The organism is Enterobacter chuandaensis (genome assembly GCF_039718975.1).
GTDB classification, from domain to species: Bacteria; Pseudomonadota; Gammaproteobacteria; order Enterobacterales; family Enterobacteriaceae; genus Enterobacter; species Enterobacter chuandaensis.
The window spans coordinates 1,894,131-1,910,562 of record NZ_CP097173.1 but is presented as its reverse complement, the minus strand read 5'-3'; the positions used below and the strand labels follow the sequence as shown (position 1 = coordinate 1,910,562).

Below are 16,432 nucleotides of genomic sequence, written 5' to 3'. Positions count from 1 at the left end.
GCGCTAGCCTCGTCTTTCCAGAAACAGCACGGAGGCGATGAGAATCACGGCAATAGCGAAAAACGATGAGGAGATAATCAGCGTTTCAACAAACATGTGATCGTTCATGATGGCGATCCCTTGTGCGATATCTGCCTTCGTTTTAATCCGCGTAAATGACAGGGTAATGACAGCGATAAAATCTTTTAAACGCTGTCCTCCGCCACGTTTGCGCGTACAGTAAGCAGGTTAATTATTCTGGCAAGGATTCCCTATGTTTGACCCTACTCTGCTCATTCTTCTGGCGCTCGCCGCGCTCGGGTTTATCAGCCACAACACCACCGTCGCTATCTCGATTCTGGTGCTGATTATTGTGCGCGTGACCCCGTTAAACACCTTTTTCCCGTGGATAGAAAAACAAGGCCTCACCATCGGGATCATCATTTTAACCATCGGGGTGATGGCCCCCATCGCGAGCGGCACCCTTCCCGCCTCAACGCTGCTCCACTCGTTTGTGAACTGGAAATCGCTGGTGGCAATCGCGGTAGGTATTTTTGTTTCCTGGCTGGGCGGACGCGGCGTTACGCTGATGAGCAGCCAGCCCTCGCTGGTGGCGGGCCTGCTGGTGGGTACGGTGCTCGGCGTGGCGCTATTCCGCGGCGTGCCGGTAGGCCCGCTGATTGCGGCAGGCCTTGTCTCGCTGTTTATCGGGAAGTCGTAGTCAGGCTGGCCATGTAACGCGCCGGTGTCTGACCCAGCCCCTTTTTGAACATGGTGATGAACGCGGTGGTAGAGTCATAGCCCAGTGACTGTGCCACCTGCTGCACCGATTTTCCGCTAATCAAATGCTGTAACGCCACGATCAGCTGAAGCTGGTGACGCCAGCGGCGAAAGCTTAAACCGGTCTCTTTCACCACCAGCCGCGCCAGGTTGCGCTCACTCATTGCGAAATGGCTCGCCCATTGCGCCAGCGTCTGCCAGGCGGCGGGCTCTTCCGCCATCCTCTCGCTCATCAGCCGGATTTTGGGATGGGGCGAGACGGGTAGCTGCAGATGCTCCTGGCGCTGGAGCGGCAACTCGTCAAACAGGACGTCCACCAGGCGCGACGTGGCCGCAAGGTGACGCTGCTCGTGCGATTTCTCCGCCAGGGATAAAATCAGCTCTCGTACCAGAGGAGAAATTTTCAGGGTGCAGCAGCGCTCGGGCAAGCTTGCCGCCCCCGGTTCAATGAATAAAAAGCAGAGCTGCGCGCCCGGCGTAGCCCTGTTGCTGTGTGGCATTTGGCCCGGGATCCAGACGGCGTACTGGGGCGGTACCATCAGCATGGCATTTTCCACTTCGCAGGTGATGGCGCCGCCGAGCGCCAGAATCAGCTGCCCCTTACGGTGATGATGCACGGGAATATATTGCTCCTCCGCCACCACGCGGATGCGAAAGGCGACGGCCGCATCGTGCTGGCTATCAGGATCGTAGCCCTCCAGTCCCAGACCAATCATCAGGTTGTCCGATATTAGCGATAAACTGTCATTTTAGCCTGATTTCAACCGCTGAGAAAATCGGTATTGTGTGCGCTCGCTTGAACGTATGAGAACATAATGACTACTGCTATTCGCACCTCAGGAAAACACGGCGCGCTGTTGATTGCAGGCATCCTGATGATTGCCACCACGCTTCGCGTCACCTTTACCGGGGCAGCCCCGCTGCTTGATACCATTCGCCTTGATTATGGCTTAAGCACCGCGCAAACCGGTCTGCTGACCACCCTGCCCCTGCTGGCTTTCGCCCTTATCTCCCCGCTTGCCGCGGGCGTGGCCCGGCGTATCGGCATGGAGCGCAGCCTGTTTATCGCCCTGCTGCTGATTTGCGCCGGGATTGCGCTTCGCTCTCTGCCGTCCGCGGCTCTGTTGTTCATCGGAACGGCGGTCATCGGCTGCGGGATCGCGCTCGGGAACGTGCTGTTGCCCGGCTTGATTAAGCGGGATTTTCCGGGTCAGGTTGCCAGGCTGACGGGCGCCTATTCCCTGACCATGGGCGCCGCTGCCGCCCTGGGCTCGGCGCTGATCGTTCCGCTGGCGCAAGGTAATGCGGGGTGGCATGGCGCACTGCTGATGCTGATGGTATTTCCGCTGATTGCCCTGCTGCTCTGGCTGCCCCAGTGGCGACAGAAAAACGTTGCGACTGTAACGGGCGCTGGCGCGCTGCATAACCGCGCGATCTGGCGCTCGGCCCTCGCCTGGCAGGTGACGCTCTTTCTGGGGATAAATTCGCTGATTTACTACGTTATTATCGGCTGGCTGCCGGCCATTTTGCTCAGCCATGGCTTCAGCGAAGCGCAGGCCGGCTCGGTGCATGGCCTTTTACAGCTGGCGACGGCGGTGCCGGGTCTGGCCGTTCCGCTGGTCCTTCAGCGTCTGAAAGATCAGCGAACCATCGCCGGTGCGGTGGCGATGATGTGCGCGGTCAGCGCGGCCGGGCTGTGGTTTATGCCAGATCTGGCGGTGATGTGGACGCTGGTGTTTGGCTTTGGCTCCGGGGCAACGATGATCCTTGGCCTGACGTTCATCGGTCTGCGCGCCAGCTCTGCACATCAGGCGGCGGCGTTGTCCGGCATGGCGCAGTCCATTGGCTACCTGCTCGCTGCCTGCGGCCCCCCGCTGATGGGCAAAATCCACGATTCGGCAGGAGACTGGCGGATCCCGCTTCTCGCCTGCGCGCTGGTCGCTGTCGTCATGGCCGTCTGCGGCGTCCTTGCCGGGCGCGACCGGGAGATCGCGCCTCGTTAAACACAGTGGCAGACCACGGGGTCTGCCTTTTTATCCGCGCGCTGCACGCAGCATCGCCTGCACCAGTACGACCGGACGGCCTGCCAGCGCAGCACGCTCGTGCTGGAATAAGGTGATGACAAAGAACGGGTGAGTAACCAGTTCCGCCACGCGAATTTCCCCCTGGTCGTCCCAGCCGGTCACCCGCATATCTCCGCTTTCCAGCTCCTGCGCAAACGTCGCCGACACGCCATAGTTACAGTGATAGCCCTCTTCAATTTCCGGCTTGCCGTAGGCTTTCGCGATCAGCGTATTACTCCGCAGTTCAATGGCATCGGTTTTTTCTACCAGCGAGCAGGTCAGCGGCGCAATCACCATCGTGCCTTCGGTATCCGTCTCAGCGTGAGCCGCGTCGCGCCAGCCCAGCACGTTGCGGGCATACTCAATCAACGCATGCTGGAATCCCCCGCAGGTCCCCAGGAAAGGAATGCTGTTTTCGCGGGCGTAGCGTGCGGCGATAAAGGCCGCTTCGGTGTTTTTATAGGGACTTGCAGGAACCAGCCAGATGGCATCGTAGCCCACCAGATCTTCCGGGCTGGTCAACTCCGTGGTCGCAAGCCAGTCATAATCAGCGGTGAGGTCAAGAACTGCCGCGGCGTCATCAATAGCCAGCGGGATCGCCTTGTGTGCAGTAACGTCAGGATTGTAGTCGCCAACCAGCGCAATGCGCAGCGTCGTTTTAACCGGGAGGTGTTCCATGAAAGGTTCCTTATGCCAGAGTATTATCAGATAACATAAGGAACATCAGACTACCGATCTTCCGCAATTATCACAATACCTTAAATCAGGGGGGAAATATGATTCAGTGCAAACGCGTCTATGAGCAGGCAAGCCCGGACGATGGGTATCGGGTTCTGGTGGACAGGCTCTGGCCCCGCGGGGTTAAAAAAACGGACCTCGCGTATGACGAATGGTGTAAAACGCTCACGCCGTCCAGTGCGTTACGCAAGGATTTTCATAGCGAAGCCATTGATTTCACGGCCTTCACTAAAGCCTACAAGGAAGAGCTGGCGCAGCATAAGGATGAGGGGCAGCGTCTGGCAGCACTGGCAAAAAAGCAGACCTTAACTCTGCTCTACGGTGCGAAAGATAAGGAGCAAAATCACGCTCTGGTCTTAGCCGACTGGCTGCGCCATCTGTGATCAGCCGACCGTCAGCTCATCCTGGATTTGCGGGGCGTCGTCCGGGGTGAGCGGCATCAGATGTTCGGCGCGAACAAACGCAAAGCCGTGCTGATTGTCAAAGGCGTAAACATCACCGGTCACCAGCCAGAGCGCGCGGTCCGCGCTTTCAGGTAACTGCGTCATCACGCCGTTAACCGGGTTAACGAAACGCTGGCCGGGCTGGCAGAGGCCAAACAGCTCAACAGATTTACCAATATTGCGACGGCCTGACGCCGTGCGGGCACCGACGATCATCGCCACGCTGCCCGGTTTAAGCTGAAACATACTTCTCTCGCGGTAACGGTAGCCAGAAACTGGCTAAGAATAATCCTAAAGAGAAGTGTATCGCAGCACTATCCCTCTGTCACCTGGCTGGTTGCGGATGATCGCGACGATAGAGCGTCCATTCGTCGATCACTTCGCCACCGGGCAGTTTGCACTCGGTACGGACACCCTGCGGGCTTTGAACGGGGATCTGTTCCCCGCCTTTTTCCAGGCAGTAAACGGAAGCCGGGTTTGCCATCCCCACGGCATGCGGTGGCGTTGTTTTTGCGGTGCAGGCCACCAGCGGGAGCGCCAGCGCAAGAAGCAGAACTCTCATCTCATTGATCCTTTTGACATCATCTTTGCCTAAGGGTAACGGCTCGCCGCCACTTTCTCCATGATTTCTCCATTTTAACTGCACTTTTTACCGCTAACGTGTTGTCTGTTCTCGATTTGACCAGAGAACATCATTCCGTAATCAAGATGTCTTTGCCCCGGCCTCAACGTCGGGGCTTTTTTTCCCGCCCGCCCCTCTTCCCTCTGCGTATATTAAATTTCCCCTATTCATGTTTTACTATGCCTGAAGTCTAAAAATTCAGCATAACATGCAGATGCAGACGTCTTCTGCGTGGGAGTCAATCTACGTCATGTCGGATATTATCCTTGCCCGTGTTTCAGAAACCCTCGCCACTGAACAATCCCTGGAAAGTCTCGTTCGTCAGCTGCTGGAAATGCTGGAGATCGTCACCGACATGGAGTCGACCTACCTGACGAAGGTGGATATCAAAGCACGGCTGCAGCACATCCTCTATGCCCGCAACAGCAAGCAGATGACGATCCCGGAAGGGCTGAGCGTGCCATGGGATGAGACGCTGTGTAAGCGCGCGCTGGATAGCGAAACCCTATTCAGTAACGATGTTCCCGAACGCTGGCCTGAGTGCGAAGCGGCGAAAGCGCTCGGCATTACCACTTACATGAGTATCCCTGTCCATCTTGCTGACGGTTCGCTTTACGGCACGCTCTGCGCCACCAGCACGGCAAAGAAACCCCTCAGCACACGCGGTGAACAGATGCTAAAACTCTTCGCCGGGTTGATTGGTCAATACATTCAGAAAGAGTCTCTGGTGACTCAGCTCCGTGAAGCCAATGCGGCGCTTATTGCGCACTCCTACACGGATGCCCTTACAGGTTTACCCAACCGTCGCGCCATTTTTGAGGATCTGACCACCCTGTTTTCACTGGCGCGACACCTGAAACGTAACGCCATCATCGCGTTTATCGATCTGGATGATTTTAAACTGATTAACGATCGATACGGGCATGAAGCAGGCGACCAGTTCCTGATTGAAGTGGGCAAGCGTTTGACCGCCGAAAAACAGCAGGACGATATCATCGGCCGGTTGGGCGGCGATGAGTTTCTGGTGGCCTCGCTGAGTAATACCAACCATGAGGAGCAAATTAACCTTCTCAGAACGCGCCTCAGCGCCCGAATTGCTGGGGAATACTGGCTGGGCAGCGTCAGCATCATCTATCCTGGCGCCAGCCTCGGCGTGATAGAAGTGGACCCTGGCGTAACGGATCCCGATAGCGCGTTACGCGCCGCGGACATCGCGATGTATCAGGAGAAGAAAGGAAAAAGCAAAACACGCTTTCTCACTATGGATTAACCCCGTACACTCTACGGCGTTACAGAAACCGAAACAGGTGATGATATGAGAATAGGGATCCTCTTCCCGGTCGTTATTTTTATAACGGCGGTGGTTTTTCTGGCGTGGTTTTTTGTCGGTGGTTACGCTGCACCGGGAGCATAAATGAGAAAAACGACGCTCGTTATGTTGATCGTTGCCGTCGTGGCGTTTGCCGGCACGCAGCTTGGCTGGTGGTAACCCCCCACTACGTAAAAAGGCCGCCATCTGGCAGCCTTTTTTAACGCTTCAGGTTTTAGCTTTTGATCTTTCTGTAGATAAACAGCACAACCAGCGCGCCGATCACCGCGACCGCGAAACTGCCGAAGTTAAAGCCATCGACCTTACCAAAACCGAACAGCGTACTGATCCAACCGCCGACTACCGCGCCGACAATACCCAGTATTATGGTGACGATAAACCCACCGCCATCTTTGCCCGGCATGATCCACTTCGCCAGAATACCCGCAATAAGCCCAAAGATAATCCAGGATAAAATTCCCATAACTTTCCTCTCTGTATGGTTTTTGTCATTAAATCAACGACACAAAAAAGGATAGCACAGGATCTGAGAAAGGAAATTTGTGATACCCCTCACAGAGAGAGTCTGCGCATTTCTTCACCAACAGCCTTCCACATGAAATGTGGGGTTGCATCTTTTGTTGAGAAAGATTATCTTTCTCAACACTGAATAGTTGAGAAAAATACTCAGGTATTCAGTACGACATTGCTCACATTGCTTCCAGTATTTCTTGCCCACTTTTGAGTGGGCTTTTTTTTGCTCATACCCCTACAAAAGCGTAACGATTACGTCCGGCGCGTTTGGCCTGGTAGAGCGCCTGGTCGGCGGCAATAATGATATCCTGCTGACTCCCTGCGATGTCGACGGCACGCGCGGTAGAAACCCCAATGCTTACCGTAACGCGCCCGAAGGGGCTAAAAGCATGTTCGATTTGCCGGGAAAAGACAGTGCGAATAATCGTCTGCGCAAGGCGGAGCGCCTCCTGGATATCCGTTTCCGGTAATATCAGCGCAAACTCTTCCCCGCCATATCGCGCCACAAGCTGATTGTCGCGGGTGAGGCTCTCCCTGAGCGTATTACCCAGTACCGCGAGACACCGGTCCCCTTCCGGATGGCCGTAGTTATCGTTGTATTTTTTGAAGTAATCCACATCCACAATCAGCATTGATATCGGCGCGTCATCTGCGGCGCAACGCGCGATGTCCGAGAGGATTTTTTCATCAAAGGTGCGACGGTTATAAAGCCCGGTCAGCGCATCCTCAGACGCAATAATCTTCAGCGCGTTATTATCCCGCGTTTTTCTGGAGAGGTCGGAATAGAGAAAATACGACGCCACAATGAGTATGGCGGTAAAAACGAAAATGAGTACGGCGAGCTGAATCGCCTGCTTGCGCCAGGGTGAAAGAGCTTCATCAATGCTGACGGCAACCGTGGTGACCAGTCCGTAGCGTCTGTTTTTCTCATAGGCATAAATGCGCTCGATTTTATCGAACCGGGAGACGGAGCTGGCTATCCCCGTATTTTGTACCTTTAGGTATTTCCTGAAGAGAGGTGAATCCGAAAAAATCGTGCCGATATAGGTATTTTTGAAGGGATGGCGAACCAGCAGCACGCCTGACTGTGTCGTTAAGCCAATCACGCCTGAGTGACCGATATTAATTTGCCCATAGAGCGCCAGAAAATTCTCGATACCCAGCGTCACCACCACGACACCGTTAAATGCACCGGTGGGTGTTTCAAGGCGCCGGCTAATAGTTATGACCCATTTGCCGTTGGTTCTGCTGACCACAGGCTCACCAATAAAAATCTGCTGGCTTTTATTTTCCTGATGATAAACAAAAAAAGACCTGTCGGAACCTTTGCGCGGCCCCGCAAACGTTTCATGCAATGCGGTGAAAATATCGCCATGCGCATCGTAAACAACCACATTATTAATCTGAGAAAGAAGATTATCCTGATTGCTTATCATCCGCTGAATATTGGACGCCTGCTGCGGGGTCATGCCATAAATTTCGATTATGTCGGAAACGGTAGCTATGAGCATTTCGCTTTGGCGCATGATCCCCTCAGTGTAGACATCCAGGGTATGGCTGAGGTTAGCAACGCTGGTATTAATTTGCTGGATTGACTGCTGTCGGGACGTGGCAATCTGGACGGCAAGCGACAGCGAAATAATCAATGAGACAATGATGACGGTAATGGTTGTTGTGTAAAAAGTATTTTTCACATGCACGAGCTTTTCCACCTTATCACGCCTGATATCCCTGGCTGACAACTCTCGTCACTGTAACAAAGCTCAGGTTAAGAGGAAAATGAATTGCACTTAAGCGTAACGGCTGCCGTTATTATCAGGCTTGTAGCTTGCCCTGCCTGTGTTAAGATTTGTGAAATCAGGGAGCGGACGGGGTATCTGGAAAATGAAAAAAATCATTGCCGTTGCTATCGTTTCAACGCTTCTGGTCCTCCTGTCTCTTTATGCGATCAATGCTGCCATCGTGAGTCAGCAAAAAATCAAACAACGTGAGATTTCACATACCCTTTTACGTTATTCCGAAAGTCTGTCTCAAAACGTGGCGCAGTCTCTTAAAAGCATGACCACCCAGGGATGCGACAGAGCCAGCCTCGATCGCTACCGGCAGATAAAACTTGAAAGCCTCTATTTTGCAGACATCGGTTTTATTGAAAAGGGAAAAATAGCCTGCACTGCTTTTTGGGGAAAACTCGCGACCCCAGTCCCCCTACCGGCGGAACTCCATAAAACGCCCAGAGGATTCCTGCTGGCGCAATTTTCCAGAAAAGATTTTTTTACGGGCAACGCGGCCATCTATAATAATCTTATTATCTTCACTTCCCGCTATGCTTACGATAAATTCACCCCGATTACGGCAAGCTATTCTCTCAGCACCACTACCAAAGACTTTGGACGAACTTTTTTTTCGGCTACGCCTGAGTTAAAACAGCAGAGTTGGCTACCTGCCTCGTTGTTTACCCTTACCCACACACAGTGCAGCGGCGTCTGGGATTTGTGCGTGATAGTGAAGCATCACAACGCAGGCCTGGCCGCGTTATCTCCGGCTGTGCTTATCATTCTCGCGGTCATTTTATATTTCATCTGGATTGCGATAACGCTATTTTTCTTTCGCATCAATGAGGATCGGTTCTCACTGGAGCGGACGCTGGTCAAAGCCGTTATTACCAACACCATTGCCGTTCACTACCAGCCGATTGTCCGGGTTCAGGATAAAAAAATCGTAGGGGTGGAAGTTCTGTCGAGATGGCGCGATCCAAAGCACGGTGACGTCTCACCGGAGCTGTTTATTCCATTAATTAAGAAGATCGGCCTGTATAAAAAATATTATATTAACATCCTTGAAAAATCGCTTTCAGACATTGTCCCGCTGGCCATTAAGCATCAGCTGGTTGTTTCACTCAACGTTGGCCGTACGGAAATTGAAGACGGACAGTTTATTCGCATTTTACGCAATGGCTGTTTGGCCAATCACATTCCCCTTTCGCTGATAAAAGTTGAGCTTTCTGAAAAGGCGGTATCCGCGGCGAATATCCTGGAGGCGTTCTGCCGGGAATTAAATTCGCTTGGTGTGAAAATATCCATTGATGACTTCGGAGTGCAAAACTCGAACCTGGCCAGACTGTCGCATCTTGAATATGATGAAATAAAAATCGACAAGTCGCTGGTCGATGGCATCAGTGAGCATTATAAGCAGAATATATTTGTCATTTTTAGCGACGCTCTGGCTAAGCTGAATAAAACCCTTGTTTTCGAAGGGGTTGAAAGTGAATTACAGTATCGCTTCATTGCTGAGCGATATCCCGACGCTTTTGTTCAGGGTTGGTATTTCTCAAAATCCGTCACCCGCAGTGGGCTGGCGAAGCTGCTTGTTGGCGTAGTGCGGTAAAGCGGGATGTCAGGTAGCGTGATGCTAAGCAGTATCGCATAGCATCATCGCGTTGCGGCAGGCTACTCGTTTCCCCACTGATTAAGGAAATTCGCAATATCATCAATACGTTCGGCAAGAACTCCTGCTTCACGCGCCATCTCTTGCTGGGCGTCCTCACCAATCTCTTCATTATTCGATAAACGCGTAAGCAGCAGCTGGAAATAATGCGCCAGCGCGTCGTGTTCTGACTCGCTCACGGACTGCTCGGTTTCCGTCACGTACTCATCGACGATGTCATAATATTTCAGTGGGATATCGTTGTTCATAACAGTCTCATATCTGACCTGTAAGGGTGAAGCCATAAGTATATCGGACGACACACGCCGACCATAGCACTGCTTCAGATAAGTAGCGCAAGGAGAGCAGCGAGGGCCGGGATGGCCTGCACGTATAAAATTTTTCTGCTGGCAGTCGCTGCGCCAAAGAGTCCGGCAACCAGCACGCAGGCCAGGAAGAAGATGGCGACGTGGATCCCTTGTTCACCAAGCCAGAGGCTCCAGAGCAGGCCCGCCGCCAGGAACCCGTTGTACAGCCCCTGATTCGCGGCCAGCACGCGGGTTTCACGCGCAAACTCAGGGCTGAGATTAAACGCCTTATGCCCCGTTCTGGTATTCCACAGGAACATTTCCAGCACAAGAATATAGAGATGAATTAACGCAACGACAACGATAAGGACAGTGGCTAACATCGTGCTGTCTCCCGCAGGCAGAGGCAAAAAAAACGGGAACCCTCAGGCCCCCGCTCTTGTTTAACCCAGAAACTGGATTACATGTTCGCGATAATTGCGTCGCCAAACTCTGAGCATTTCAGCAGTTTAGCGCCTTCCATCAGACGTTCGAAATCGTAAGTTACGGTTTTCGCGTTGATCGCGCCTTCCATACCTTTCACGATCAGGTCTGCGGCTTCGAACCATTCCATATGGCGCAGCATCATCTCTGCGGACAGGATGATAGAGCCTGGGTTCACTTTGTCCTGGCCGGCATATTTAGGCGCAGTACCGTGGGTCGCTTCGAACAGGGCGCACTCGTCACCGATGTTCGCGCCAGGGGCGATACCGATACCGCCAACCTGTGCTGCCAGGGCGTCAGAGATGTAGTCACCGTTCAGGTTCATACAGGCGATCACGTCGTATTCTGCAGGGCGCAGCAGGATCTGCTGCAGGAACGCATCGGCGATCACATCTTTAATGATGATCTCTTTGCCGGTGTTCGGGTTCTTGATCTTCTGCCATGGGCCGCCGTCGATCAGCTCACCGCCGAACTCTTCGGTCGCCAGCTGGTAACCCCAGTCTTTGAACGCGCCTTCGGTGAACTTCATGATGTTGCCTTTGTGAACCAGGGTCACAGAGTCACGGTCGTTGGTGATCGCGTATTCAATTGCCGCGCGCACCAGACGCTTGGTCCCTTCTTCGGAGCACGGCTTGATGCCGATACCGCAATGCTCAGGGAAGCGAATTTTCTTCACGCCCATCTCTTCGCGCAGGAATTTAATCACTTTTTCTGCGTCAGCAGAGTCCGCTTTCCATTCGATACCCGCGTAGATGTCTTCTGAGTTTTCGCGGAAGATAACCATGTCGGTCAGTTCAGGGTGCTTAACCGGGCTTGGGGTGCCCTGATAGTAACGAACCGGACGCAGACACACGTACAGGTCCAGCTCCTGACGCAGTGCCACGTTCAGGGAACGGATACCGCCGCCGACTGGGGTGGTCAGTGGGCCTTTAATAGCAACGCGGTAGTCGCGGATCAGGTCCAGCGTTTCTGCTGGCAGCCAGACGTCCTGGCCATAAACTTGAGTCGATTTCTCACCGGTGTAAATTTCCATCCAGGAAATTTTACGCTCGCCTTTGTAGGCTTTCTCAACAGCGGCATCAACCACTTTCAGCATTGCCGGGGTAACGTCTACACCGATGCCGTCACCTTCGATGAACGGGATAATCGGATTGTGAGGAACGTTAATCTTGCCGTTTTGCAGGGTGATCTTTTTACCTTCCGCCGGAACAACTACTTTGCTTTCCATTAACCTCTCCTTCGAGCGCTTCTGGTTGTTACTGATCTTATGTTAATAAATTGTAATGAGCCCTTCGATAGTACCTGATTGTCCTGCGCCATGAAAGGTCTTCGTTATTAGGCTATAATGCGGCAATTGATAACGCCTGAAAATACCATGAAGAAAACTTCTTTTACAAAACACCGGGTTGAGCGATTCAGCTCGCGACAAGCCACCAGAAGACCCCAGCAAACCCAGCCGAAGCGGGTGATTTTGTTCAATAAACCCTACGATGTTTTGCCGCAGTTTACCGATGAGGCCGGACGCAGCACGCTGAAGGACTATATTCCCGTTCAGGGCGTCTACGCAGCCGGGCGTCTGGACCGCGACAGCGAAGGCCTTCTGGTCTTAACCAACGACGGCGCTTTACAGGCGAAGCTTACGCAGCCAGGCAAACGCACCGGCAAAATTTACTTCGTGCAAGTCGAAGGCGAGCCGGATGAAGAGACGCTGGCGAAACTGCGCAGCGGCGTGACGCTGAACGATGGCCCCACCCTGCCCGCCGGTATTGAACGCGTGAATGAACCCGAGTGGCTGTGGCCGCGTAACCCGCCCATTCGCGAGCGCAAATCCATTCCGACAAGCTGGCTCAAAATCACCCTGTATGAAGGCCGCAACCGTCAGGTGAGGCGCATGACCGCGCATGTCGGCTTCCCTACTCTGCGTCTGATTCGCTACGCCATGGGCAGCTACACGCTGGAAACGCTGGCAAACGGCGAATGGCGCGACGTTGCCCCTTAAGGAGAAACGATGTTTAAACCCCATGTCACCGTCGCCTGCGTGGTTCACGCGCAGGGTAAATTCCTTGTTGTCGAAGAGAGCATCAACGGTAAGGCGCTGTGGAATCAGCCTGCCGGGCATCTTGAAGCCAATGAAACTTTACTGCAGGCGGCGAAGCGCGAGCTGTGGGAAGAGACCGGCATTCGTGCTGAGCCCCGGCATTTCATCCGTATGCACCAGTGGATTGCGCCTGACAGCACGCCATTCCTGCGCTTTTTATTCGCCGTTGAGCTTAGCGAAATGTGCGCCACTGAACCGCACGATGACGATATCGATCGCTGCCTGTGGGTGACCGCCGACGAGATCCTGAGCGCGCCAAACCTGCGTTCGCCGCTGGTTGCGGAAAGCATTCGCTGCTGGCAGTCAGGCGCACGCCTGCCGCTGGATGTCATCGGAGAATTTAACTGGCCGTTTACAGAGGGTGTCAACGGTGGGGGGGCGTGATAGAATACGCCGCCTTGAAGTTCAATGTCGTGAGTATTCCATGTCAGATAACAGCCAGAAAAAAGTGATCGTCGGCATGTCCGGCGGTGTCGATTCCTCCGTTTCCGCCTACCTATTGCAGCAACAGGGCTATAAGGTGGAGGGCCTGTTCATGAAGAACTGGGAGGAAGACGATGGCGAGGAATACTGCACCGCCGCAGCGGATCTCGCCGACGCGCAGGCCGTATGCGACAAGCTCGGCATTGAGCTGCACACCGTTAACTTTGCCGCAGAATACTGGGACAACGTCTTTGAACTCTTCCTGGAAGAGTACAAAGCGGGCCGCACGCCGAACCCGGATATTCTGTGCAACAAAGAGATCAAATTTAAAGCCTTCCTGGAATTCGCCGCGGAAGATCTGGGCGCTGACTACATTGCGACCGGACACTACGTGCGTCGTGCAGATGTGAATGGCAAAAGCCAGCTGCTGCGCGGTCTGGACGGCAACAAAGATCAGAGCTACTTCCTTTATACGCTGAGCCATGAACAGATTGCGCAAAGCCTGTTCCCGGTCGGCGAACTGGAAAAACCGGAAGTGCGTAAAATTGCGGAAGAGCTGGACCTGATCACCGCGAAGAAAAAAGATTCCACCGGCATCTGCTTCATTGGCGAGCGCAAATTCCGCGACTTCCTGGGCCGCTACCTGCCCGCGCAGCCGGGTAAAATTGTCACCGTTGATGGCGATGAAATTGGTCAACATCAGGGGCTGATGTACCACACCTTAGGCCAGCGCAAAGGCCTGGGTATCGGTGGAACCAAAGAAGGCAGCGAAGATCCATGGTATGTGGTCGACAAAGATGTCGAAAACAATATTCTGGTTGTCGCCCAGGGGCACGATCACCCGCGTCTGATGTCCGTTGGCCTTATCGCGCAGCAGCTGCACTGGGTCGACCGTGAGCCGCTGAAAGGCACGCTGCGCTGCACGGTGAAAACGCGCTACCGTCAGACCGATATTCCTTGCACCATTACCGCGCTCAATGACGATCGCATCGACGTCCGTTTCGACGAGCCGGTCGCCGCCGTCACCCCGGGCCAGTCTGCCGTCTTCTACAGCGGCGAAATCTGCCTGGGCGGCGGGATTATTGAACAGCGCCTGCCGCTGCCCGCTGTTTAACCGATTGCACACATAAAGGAGACCGTGTGGCGAAGAATTACTATGACATCACCCTGGCGCTGGCAGGAATTTGCCAGTCTGCCCGTCTGGTGCAACAGCTGGCGCATCAGGGTCATTGCGACGCTGACGCCCTGCACGTTTCGCTGAACAGCGTTATCGATCTCAACCCCGGCTCCACGCTGGGGGTTTTCGGCGGCAGTGAAACCAATCTTCGTCTCGGTCTCGAAACCCTGCTTGGGGTGCTTAACGCCAGCAGCCGTCAGGGGTTAAACGCGGAACTGACCCGCTACACGCTGAGCCTTATGGTGCTTGAACGTAAGCTGAGCGCCGCAAAAGGCGCGCTCAATACCCTGGGCGATCGTATTGCCGGATTACAGCGCCAGCTCGACCATTTTGACCTGCAGTCCGAAACGCTGCTCAGCGCGATGGCCGGCATTTATGTTGACGTCATCAGCCCGCTGGGCCCGCGTATTCAGGTCACCGGTTCCCCTGCCGTGCTGCAAAGCCCGCAGGTGCAGGCGAAGGTTCGCGCCTCCCTGCTGGCAGGGATCCGCGCCGCCGTGCTGTGGCATCAGGTTGGTGGTGGTCGCCTGCAGTTAATGTTTTCTCGTAATCGCCTGACCACTCAGGCAAAACAAATTCTTGCTCATTGTTAACCTCCCGGAGTTGCGAATTATGGAATTATCCTCACTGACCGCCGTATCCCCTGTCGATGGACGCTACGGCGATAAAGTCAGCGCGCTGCGCGGGATCTTCAGCGAATATGGTTTGCTGAAGTTCCGTGTTCAGGTTGAAGTACGCTGGCTGCAAAAGCTGGCCGCCCAGGCAGCAATCAAGGAAGTTCCTGCTTTTGACGAAAAGGCAAACGATTACCTTGATAAAATCGTTGCTGAGTTTAGTGAAGAAGATGCCGCGCGCATTAAGACCATTGAACGCACCACCAACCACGACGTGAAAGCGGTTGAGTACTTCCTGAAAGAGAAAGTGGCAAGCGTCCCGGCTCTGCACGCGGTATCTGAGTTCATTCACTTCGCCTGTACTTCCGAAGATATCAATAACCTCTCTCACGCGCTGATGCTCTCTACCGCGCGTAAAGAGGTGGTACTGCCTTACTGGCGTAAAATCATCGACGCGGTGAAAGCGCTGTCCGTGGAATACCGCGACATTCCGCTGCTTTCCCGCACGCACGGCCAGCCAGCCACCCCATCCACTATGGGTAAAGAGATGGCAAACGTGGCGTACCGTATGGAGCGTCAGTATCGTCAGCTGGAGCAGGTTGAAATCCTCGGCAAAATCAACGGCGCGGTCGGTAACTATAACGCCCACATCGCCGCCTACCCGGAAGTGGACTGGCACCAGTTCAGCGAAGAGTTTGTGACCTCGCTGGGCATTCAGTGGAACCCGTATACCACTCAGATTGAGCCGCACGACTACATCGCCGAGTTGTTTGACTGCATCGCGCGCTTCAACACCATTCTGATCGACTTCGATCGTGACGTGTGGGGCTACATCGCGCTGAACCACTTCAAGCAGAAAACCATCGCCGGTGAAATCGGCTCCTCCACCATGCCGCACAAAGTGAACCCAATCGACTTCGAAAACTCCGAAGGCAACCTGGGCCTCGCGAATGCCGTGCTGCAGCATATGGCGAGCAAACTGCCGGTTTCCCGCTGGCAGCGCGACCTGACCGACTCCACCGTGCTGCGTAACCTGGGCGTGGGTATTGGCTACGCGCTGATCGCGTATCAGTCCACCCTGAAGGGCGTGAGCAAGCTGGAAGTGAACCGTGACCGTCTGCTGGACGAGCTGGATCACAACTGGGAAGTGCTGGCAGAGCCGATTCAGACCGTGATGCGCCGCTACGGTATCGAAAAACCGTACGAGAAGCTGAAAGAGCTGACCCGCGGTAAACGCGTTGATGCCGAAGGTATGAAGCAGTTTATCGACGGTCTGGCACTGCCTGAAGAAGAGAAAACGCGCCTGAAAGCGATGACTCCGGCGAACTACATTGGCCGCGCCATCACCATGGTCGACGAGCTGAAGTAACACCTCTTCCCCCCCTTTCCGCCCGGAAAGGGGGTTGCTTTTCCTCGGTTTACTGAATGTTTATCCCCA

General features: G+C 54.2%; 21 protein-coding genes. 11 read left to right on the top strand and 10 right to left on the bottom strand.

Annotated features, from left to right (window positions below; all coding sequences use genetic code 11):
* Positions 1-3: 3 nt before the first annotated feature.
* Positions 4-108 carry a small membrane protein YoaI gene (gene yoaI, locus MX657_RS09225; protein ID WP_119914826.1) on the bottom strand — a complete coding sequence of 35 codons (105 nt, stop codon included), beginning with the start codon at positions 106-108 and terminating at the stop codon, positions 4-6.
* A gap of 145 nt (positions 109-253) precedes the next feature.
* On the opposite strand from yoaI, the gene MX657_RS09220 reads away from it, so the two are divergent.
* Positions 254-700 carry a DUF441 domain-containing protein gene (locus tag MX657_RS09220; protein ID WP_008500737.1) on the top strand — a complete coding sequence of 149 codons (447 nt, stop codon included), beginning with the start codon at positions 254-256 and terminating at the stop codon, positions 698-700.
* On the opposite strand, the gene MX657_RS09215 is transcribed toward MX657_RS09220, so the two are convergent.
* On the bottom strand, positions 684-1,475 hold the full coding sequence (locus MX657_RS09215; protein ID WP_271079730.1) for an AraC family transcriptional regulator: 792 nt from the start codon (positions 1,473-1,475) through the stop codon (positions 684-686). The genes MX657_RS09220 and MX657_RS09215 overlap by 17 nt on opposite strands.
* Before the next feature lie 99 nt (positions 1,476-1,574).
* On the opposite strand from MX657_RS09215, the gene MX657_RS09210 reads away from it, so the two are divergent.
* Positions 1,575-2,762: a CynX/NimT family MFS transporter gene (locus MX657_RS09210; RefSeq protein ID WP_346808173.1), complete on the top strand. Its 1,188-nt coding sequence runs from the start codon at positions 1,575-1,577 to the stop codon at positions 2,760-2,762.
* 30 nt (positions 2,763-2,792) lie between these two features.
* Here the strand turns inward: MX657_RS09210 and MX657_RS09205 are convergent, their stop codons facing one another.
* Positions 2,793-3,500: a CTP synthase C-terminal region-related (seleno)protein gene (locus MX657_RS09205; protein WP_346808171.1), complete on the bottom strand. Its 708-nt coding sequence runs from the start codon at positions 3,498-3,500 to the stop codon at positions 2,793-2,795.
* 98 nt (positions 3,501-3,598) lie between these two features.
* On the opposite strand from MX657_RS09205, the gene MX657_RS09200 reads away from it, so the two are divergent.
* Positions 3,599-3,943, top strand: a complete 345-nt coding sequence (locus MX657_RS09200) for a DUF488 domain-containing protein (RefSeq protein ID WP_119914829.1) — start codon at positions 3,599-3,601, stop codon at positions 3,941-3,943.
* Here MX657_RS09200 and MX657_RS09195 read toward each other — a convergent pair whose 3' ends face one another.
* Together MX657_RS09195 and MX657_RS09190 are read right to left on the bottom strand one after the other, a co-directional pair.
* Positions 3,944-4,249, bottom strand: a complete 306-nt coding sequence (locus MX657_RS09195) for a hypothetical protein (RefSeq protein ID WP_080327483.1) — start codon at positions 4,247-4,249, stop codon at positions 3,944-3,946. It lies immediately after the preceding gene.
* Positions 4,250-4,328: 79 nt separating this feature from the next.
* Entirely contained in the window at positions 4,329-4,565 is a 237-nt protein-coding gene (locus MX657_RS09190; RefSeq protein ID WP_346808169.1) for a putative hemolysin, read from the bottom strand.
* A gap of 310 nt (positions 4,566-4,875) precedes the next feature.
* On the opposite strand from MX657_RS09190, the gene MX657_RS09185 reads away from it, so the two are divergent.
* Together MX657_RS09185 and MX657_RS09180 are read left to right on the top strand one after the other, a co-directional pair.
* Positions 4,876-5,895: a sensor domain-containing diguanylate cyclase gene (locus tag MX657_RS09185; protein ID WP_080328153.1), complete on the top strand. Its 1,020-nt coding sequence runs from the start codon at positions 4,876-4,878 to the stop codon at positions 5,893-5,895.
* 45 nt (positions 5,896-5,940) lie between these two features.
* Positions 5,941-6,039 (top strand): YoaK family small membrane protein, encoded by a 99-nt coding sequence (locus tag MX657_RS09180; protein ID WP_014883431.1) that lies wholly within the window; start codon positions 5,941-5,943, stop codon positions 6,037-6,039.
* A gap of 130 nt (positions 6,040-6,169) precedes the next feature.
* Here the strand turns inward: MX657_RS09180 and MX657_RS09175 are convergent, their stop codons facing one another.
* Positions 6,170-6,418 (bottom strand): GlsB/YeaQ/YmgE family stress response membrane protein, encoded by a 249-nt coding sequence (locus MX657_RS09175; protein WP_028012758.1) that lies wholly within the window; start codon positions 6,416-6,418, stop codon positions 6,170-6,172.
* A 277-nt stretch (positions 6,419-6,695) separates the two neighbouring features.
* Positions 6,696-8,180 (bottom strand): sensor domain-containing diguanylate cyclase, encoded by a 1,485-nt coding sequence (locus MX657_RS09170; protein WP_429844775.1) that lies wholly within the window; start codon positions 8,178-8,180, stop codon positions 6,696-6,698.
* Positions 8,181-8,352: 172 nt separating this feature from the next.
* Between MX657_RS09170 and MX657_RS09165 the strand changes: the two genes are divergently transcribed.
* On the top strand, positions 8,353-9,852 hold the full coding sequence (locus tag MX657_RS09165) for an EAL domain-containing protein (protein ID WP_346808167.1): 1,500 nt from the start codon (positions 8,353-8,355) through the stop codon (positions 9,850-9,852).
* A 62-nt stretch (positions 9,853-9,914) separates the two neighbouring features.
* Here the strand turns inward: MX657_RS09165 and MX657_RS09160 are convergent, their stop codons facing one another.
* From MX657_RS09160 to icd, 3 genes are all read right to left on the bottom strand, one after another.
* Entirely contained in the window at positions 9,915-10,160 is a 246-nt protein-coding gene (locus MX657_RS09160) for a DUF2543 family protein (protein ID WP_080327486.1), read from the bottom strand.
* 74 nt (positions 10,161-10,234) lie between these two features.
* Complete coding sequence (locus MX657_RS09155) at positions 10,235-10,582, bottom strand: DUF1304 domain-containing protein (protein WP_119914832.1); 348 nt, start codon at positions 10,580-10,582, stop codon at positions 10,235-10,237.
* 77 nt (positions 10,583-10,659) lie between these two features.
* The gene (gene icd, locus MX657_RS09150) at positions 10,660-11,910 is read right to left on the bottom strand and encodes an NADP-dependent isocitrate dehydrogenase (RefSeq protein WP_003857898.1); all 1,251 of its coding nucleotides are present in this window, start codon (positions 11,908-11,910) and stop codon (positions 10,660-10,662) included.
* A 117-nt stretch (positions 11,911-12,027) separates the two neighbouring features.
* Here icd and rluE point away from each other — a divergent pair, with 117 nt between their 5' ends.
* The 5 genes from rluE to purB are packed head-to-tail and all read left to right on the top strand — an operon-like array spanning position 12,028 to position 16,363.
* Positions 12,028-12,681, top strand: a complete 654-nt coding sequence (rluE, locus tag MX657_RS09145; protein ID WP_119914833.1) for a 23S rRNA pseudouridine(2457) synthase RluE — start codon at positions 12,028-12,030, stop codon at positions 12,679-12,681.
* Between the two features lie 9 nt (positions 12,682-12,690).
* Entirely contained in the window at positions 12,691-13,164 is a 474-nt protein-coding gene (locus MX657_RS09140) for an NUDIX hydrolase (protein WP_080327489.1), read from the top strand.
* Positions 13,165-13,204: 40 nt separating this feature from the next.
* Positions 13,205-14,317: a tRNA 2-thiouridine(34) synthase MnmA gene (gene mnmA, locus MX657_RS09135; protein WP_080327490.1), complete on the top strand. Its 1,113-nt coding sequence runs from the start codon at positions 13,205-13,207 to the stop codon at positions 14,315-14,317.
* 26 nt (positions 14,318-14,343) lie between these two features.
* Positions 14,344-14,973, top strand: a complete 630-nt coding sequence (gene hflD, locus MX657_RS09130; RefSeq protein WP_013097081.1) for a high frequency lysogenization protein HflD — start codon at positions 14,344-14,346, stop codon at positions 14,971-14,973.
* A gap of 19 nt (positions 14,974-14,992) precedes the next feature.
* Entirely contained in the window at positions 14,993-16,363 is a 1,371-nt protein-coding gene (gene purB, locus MX657_RS09125; protein ID WP_080327491.1) for an adenylosuccinate lyase, read from the top strand.
* Positions 16,364-16,432: the final 69 nt, after the last annotated feature.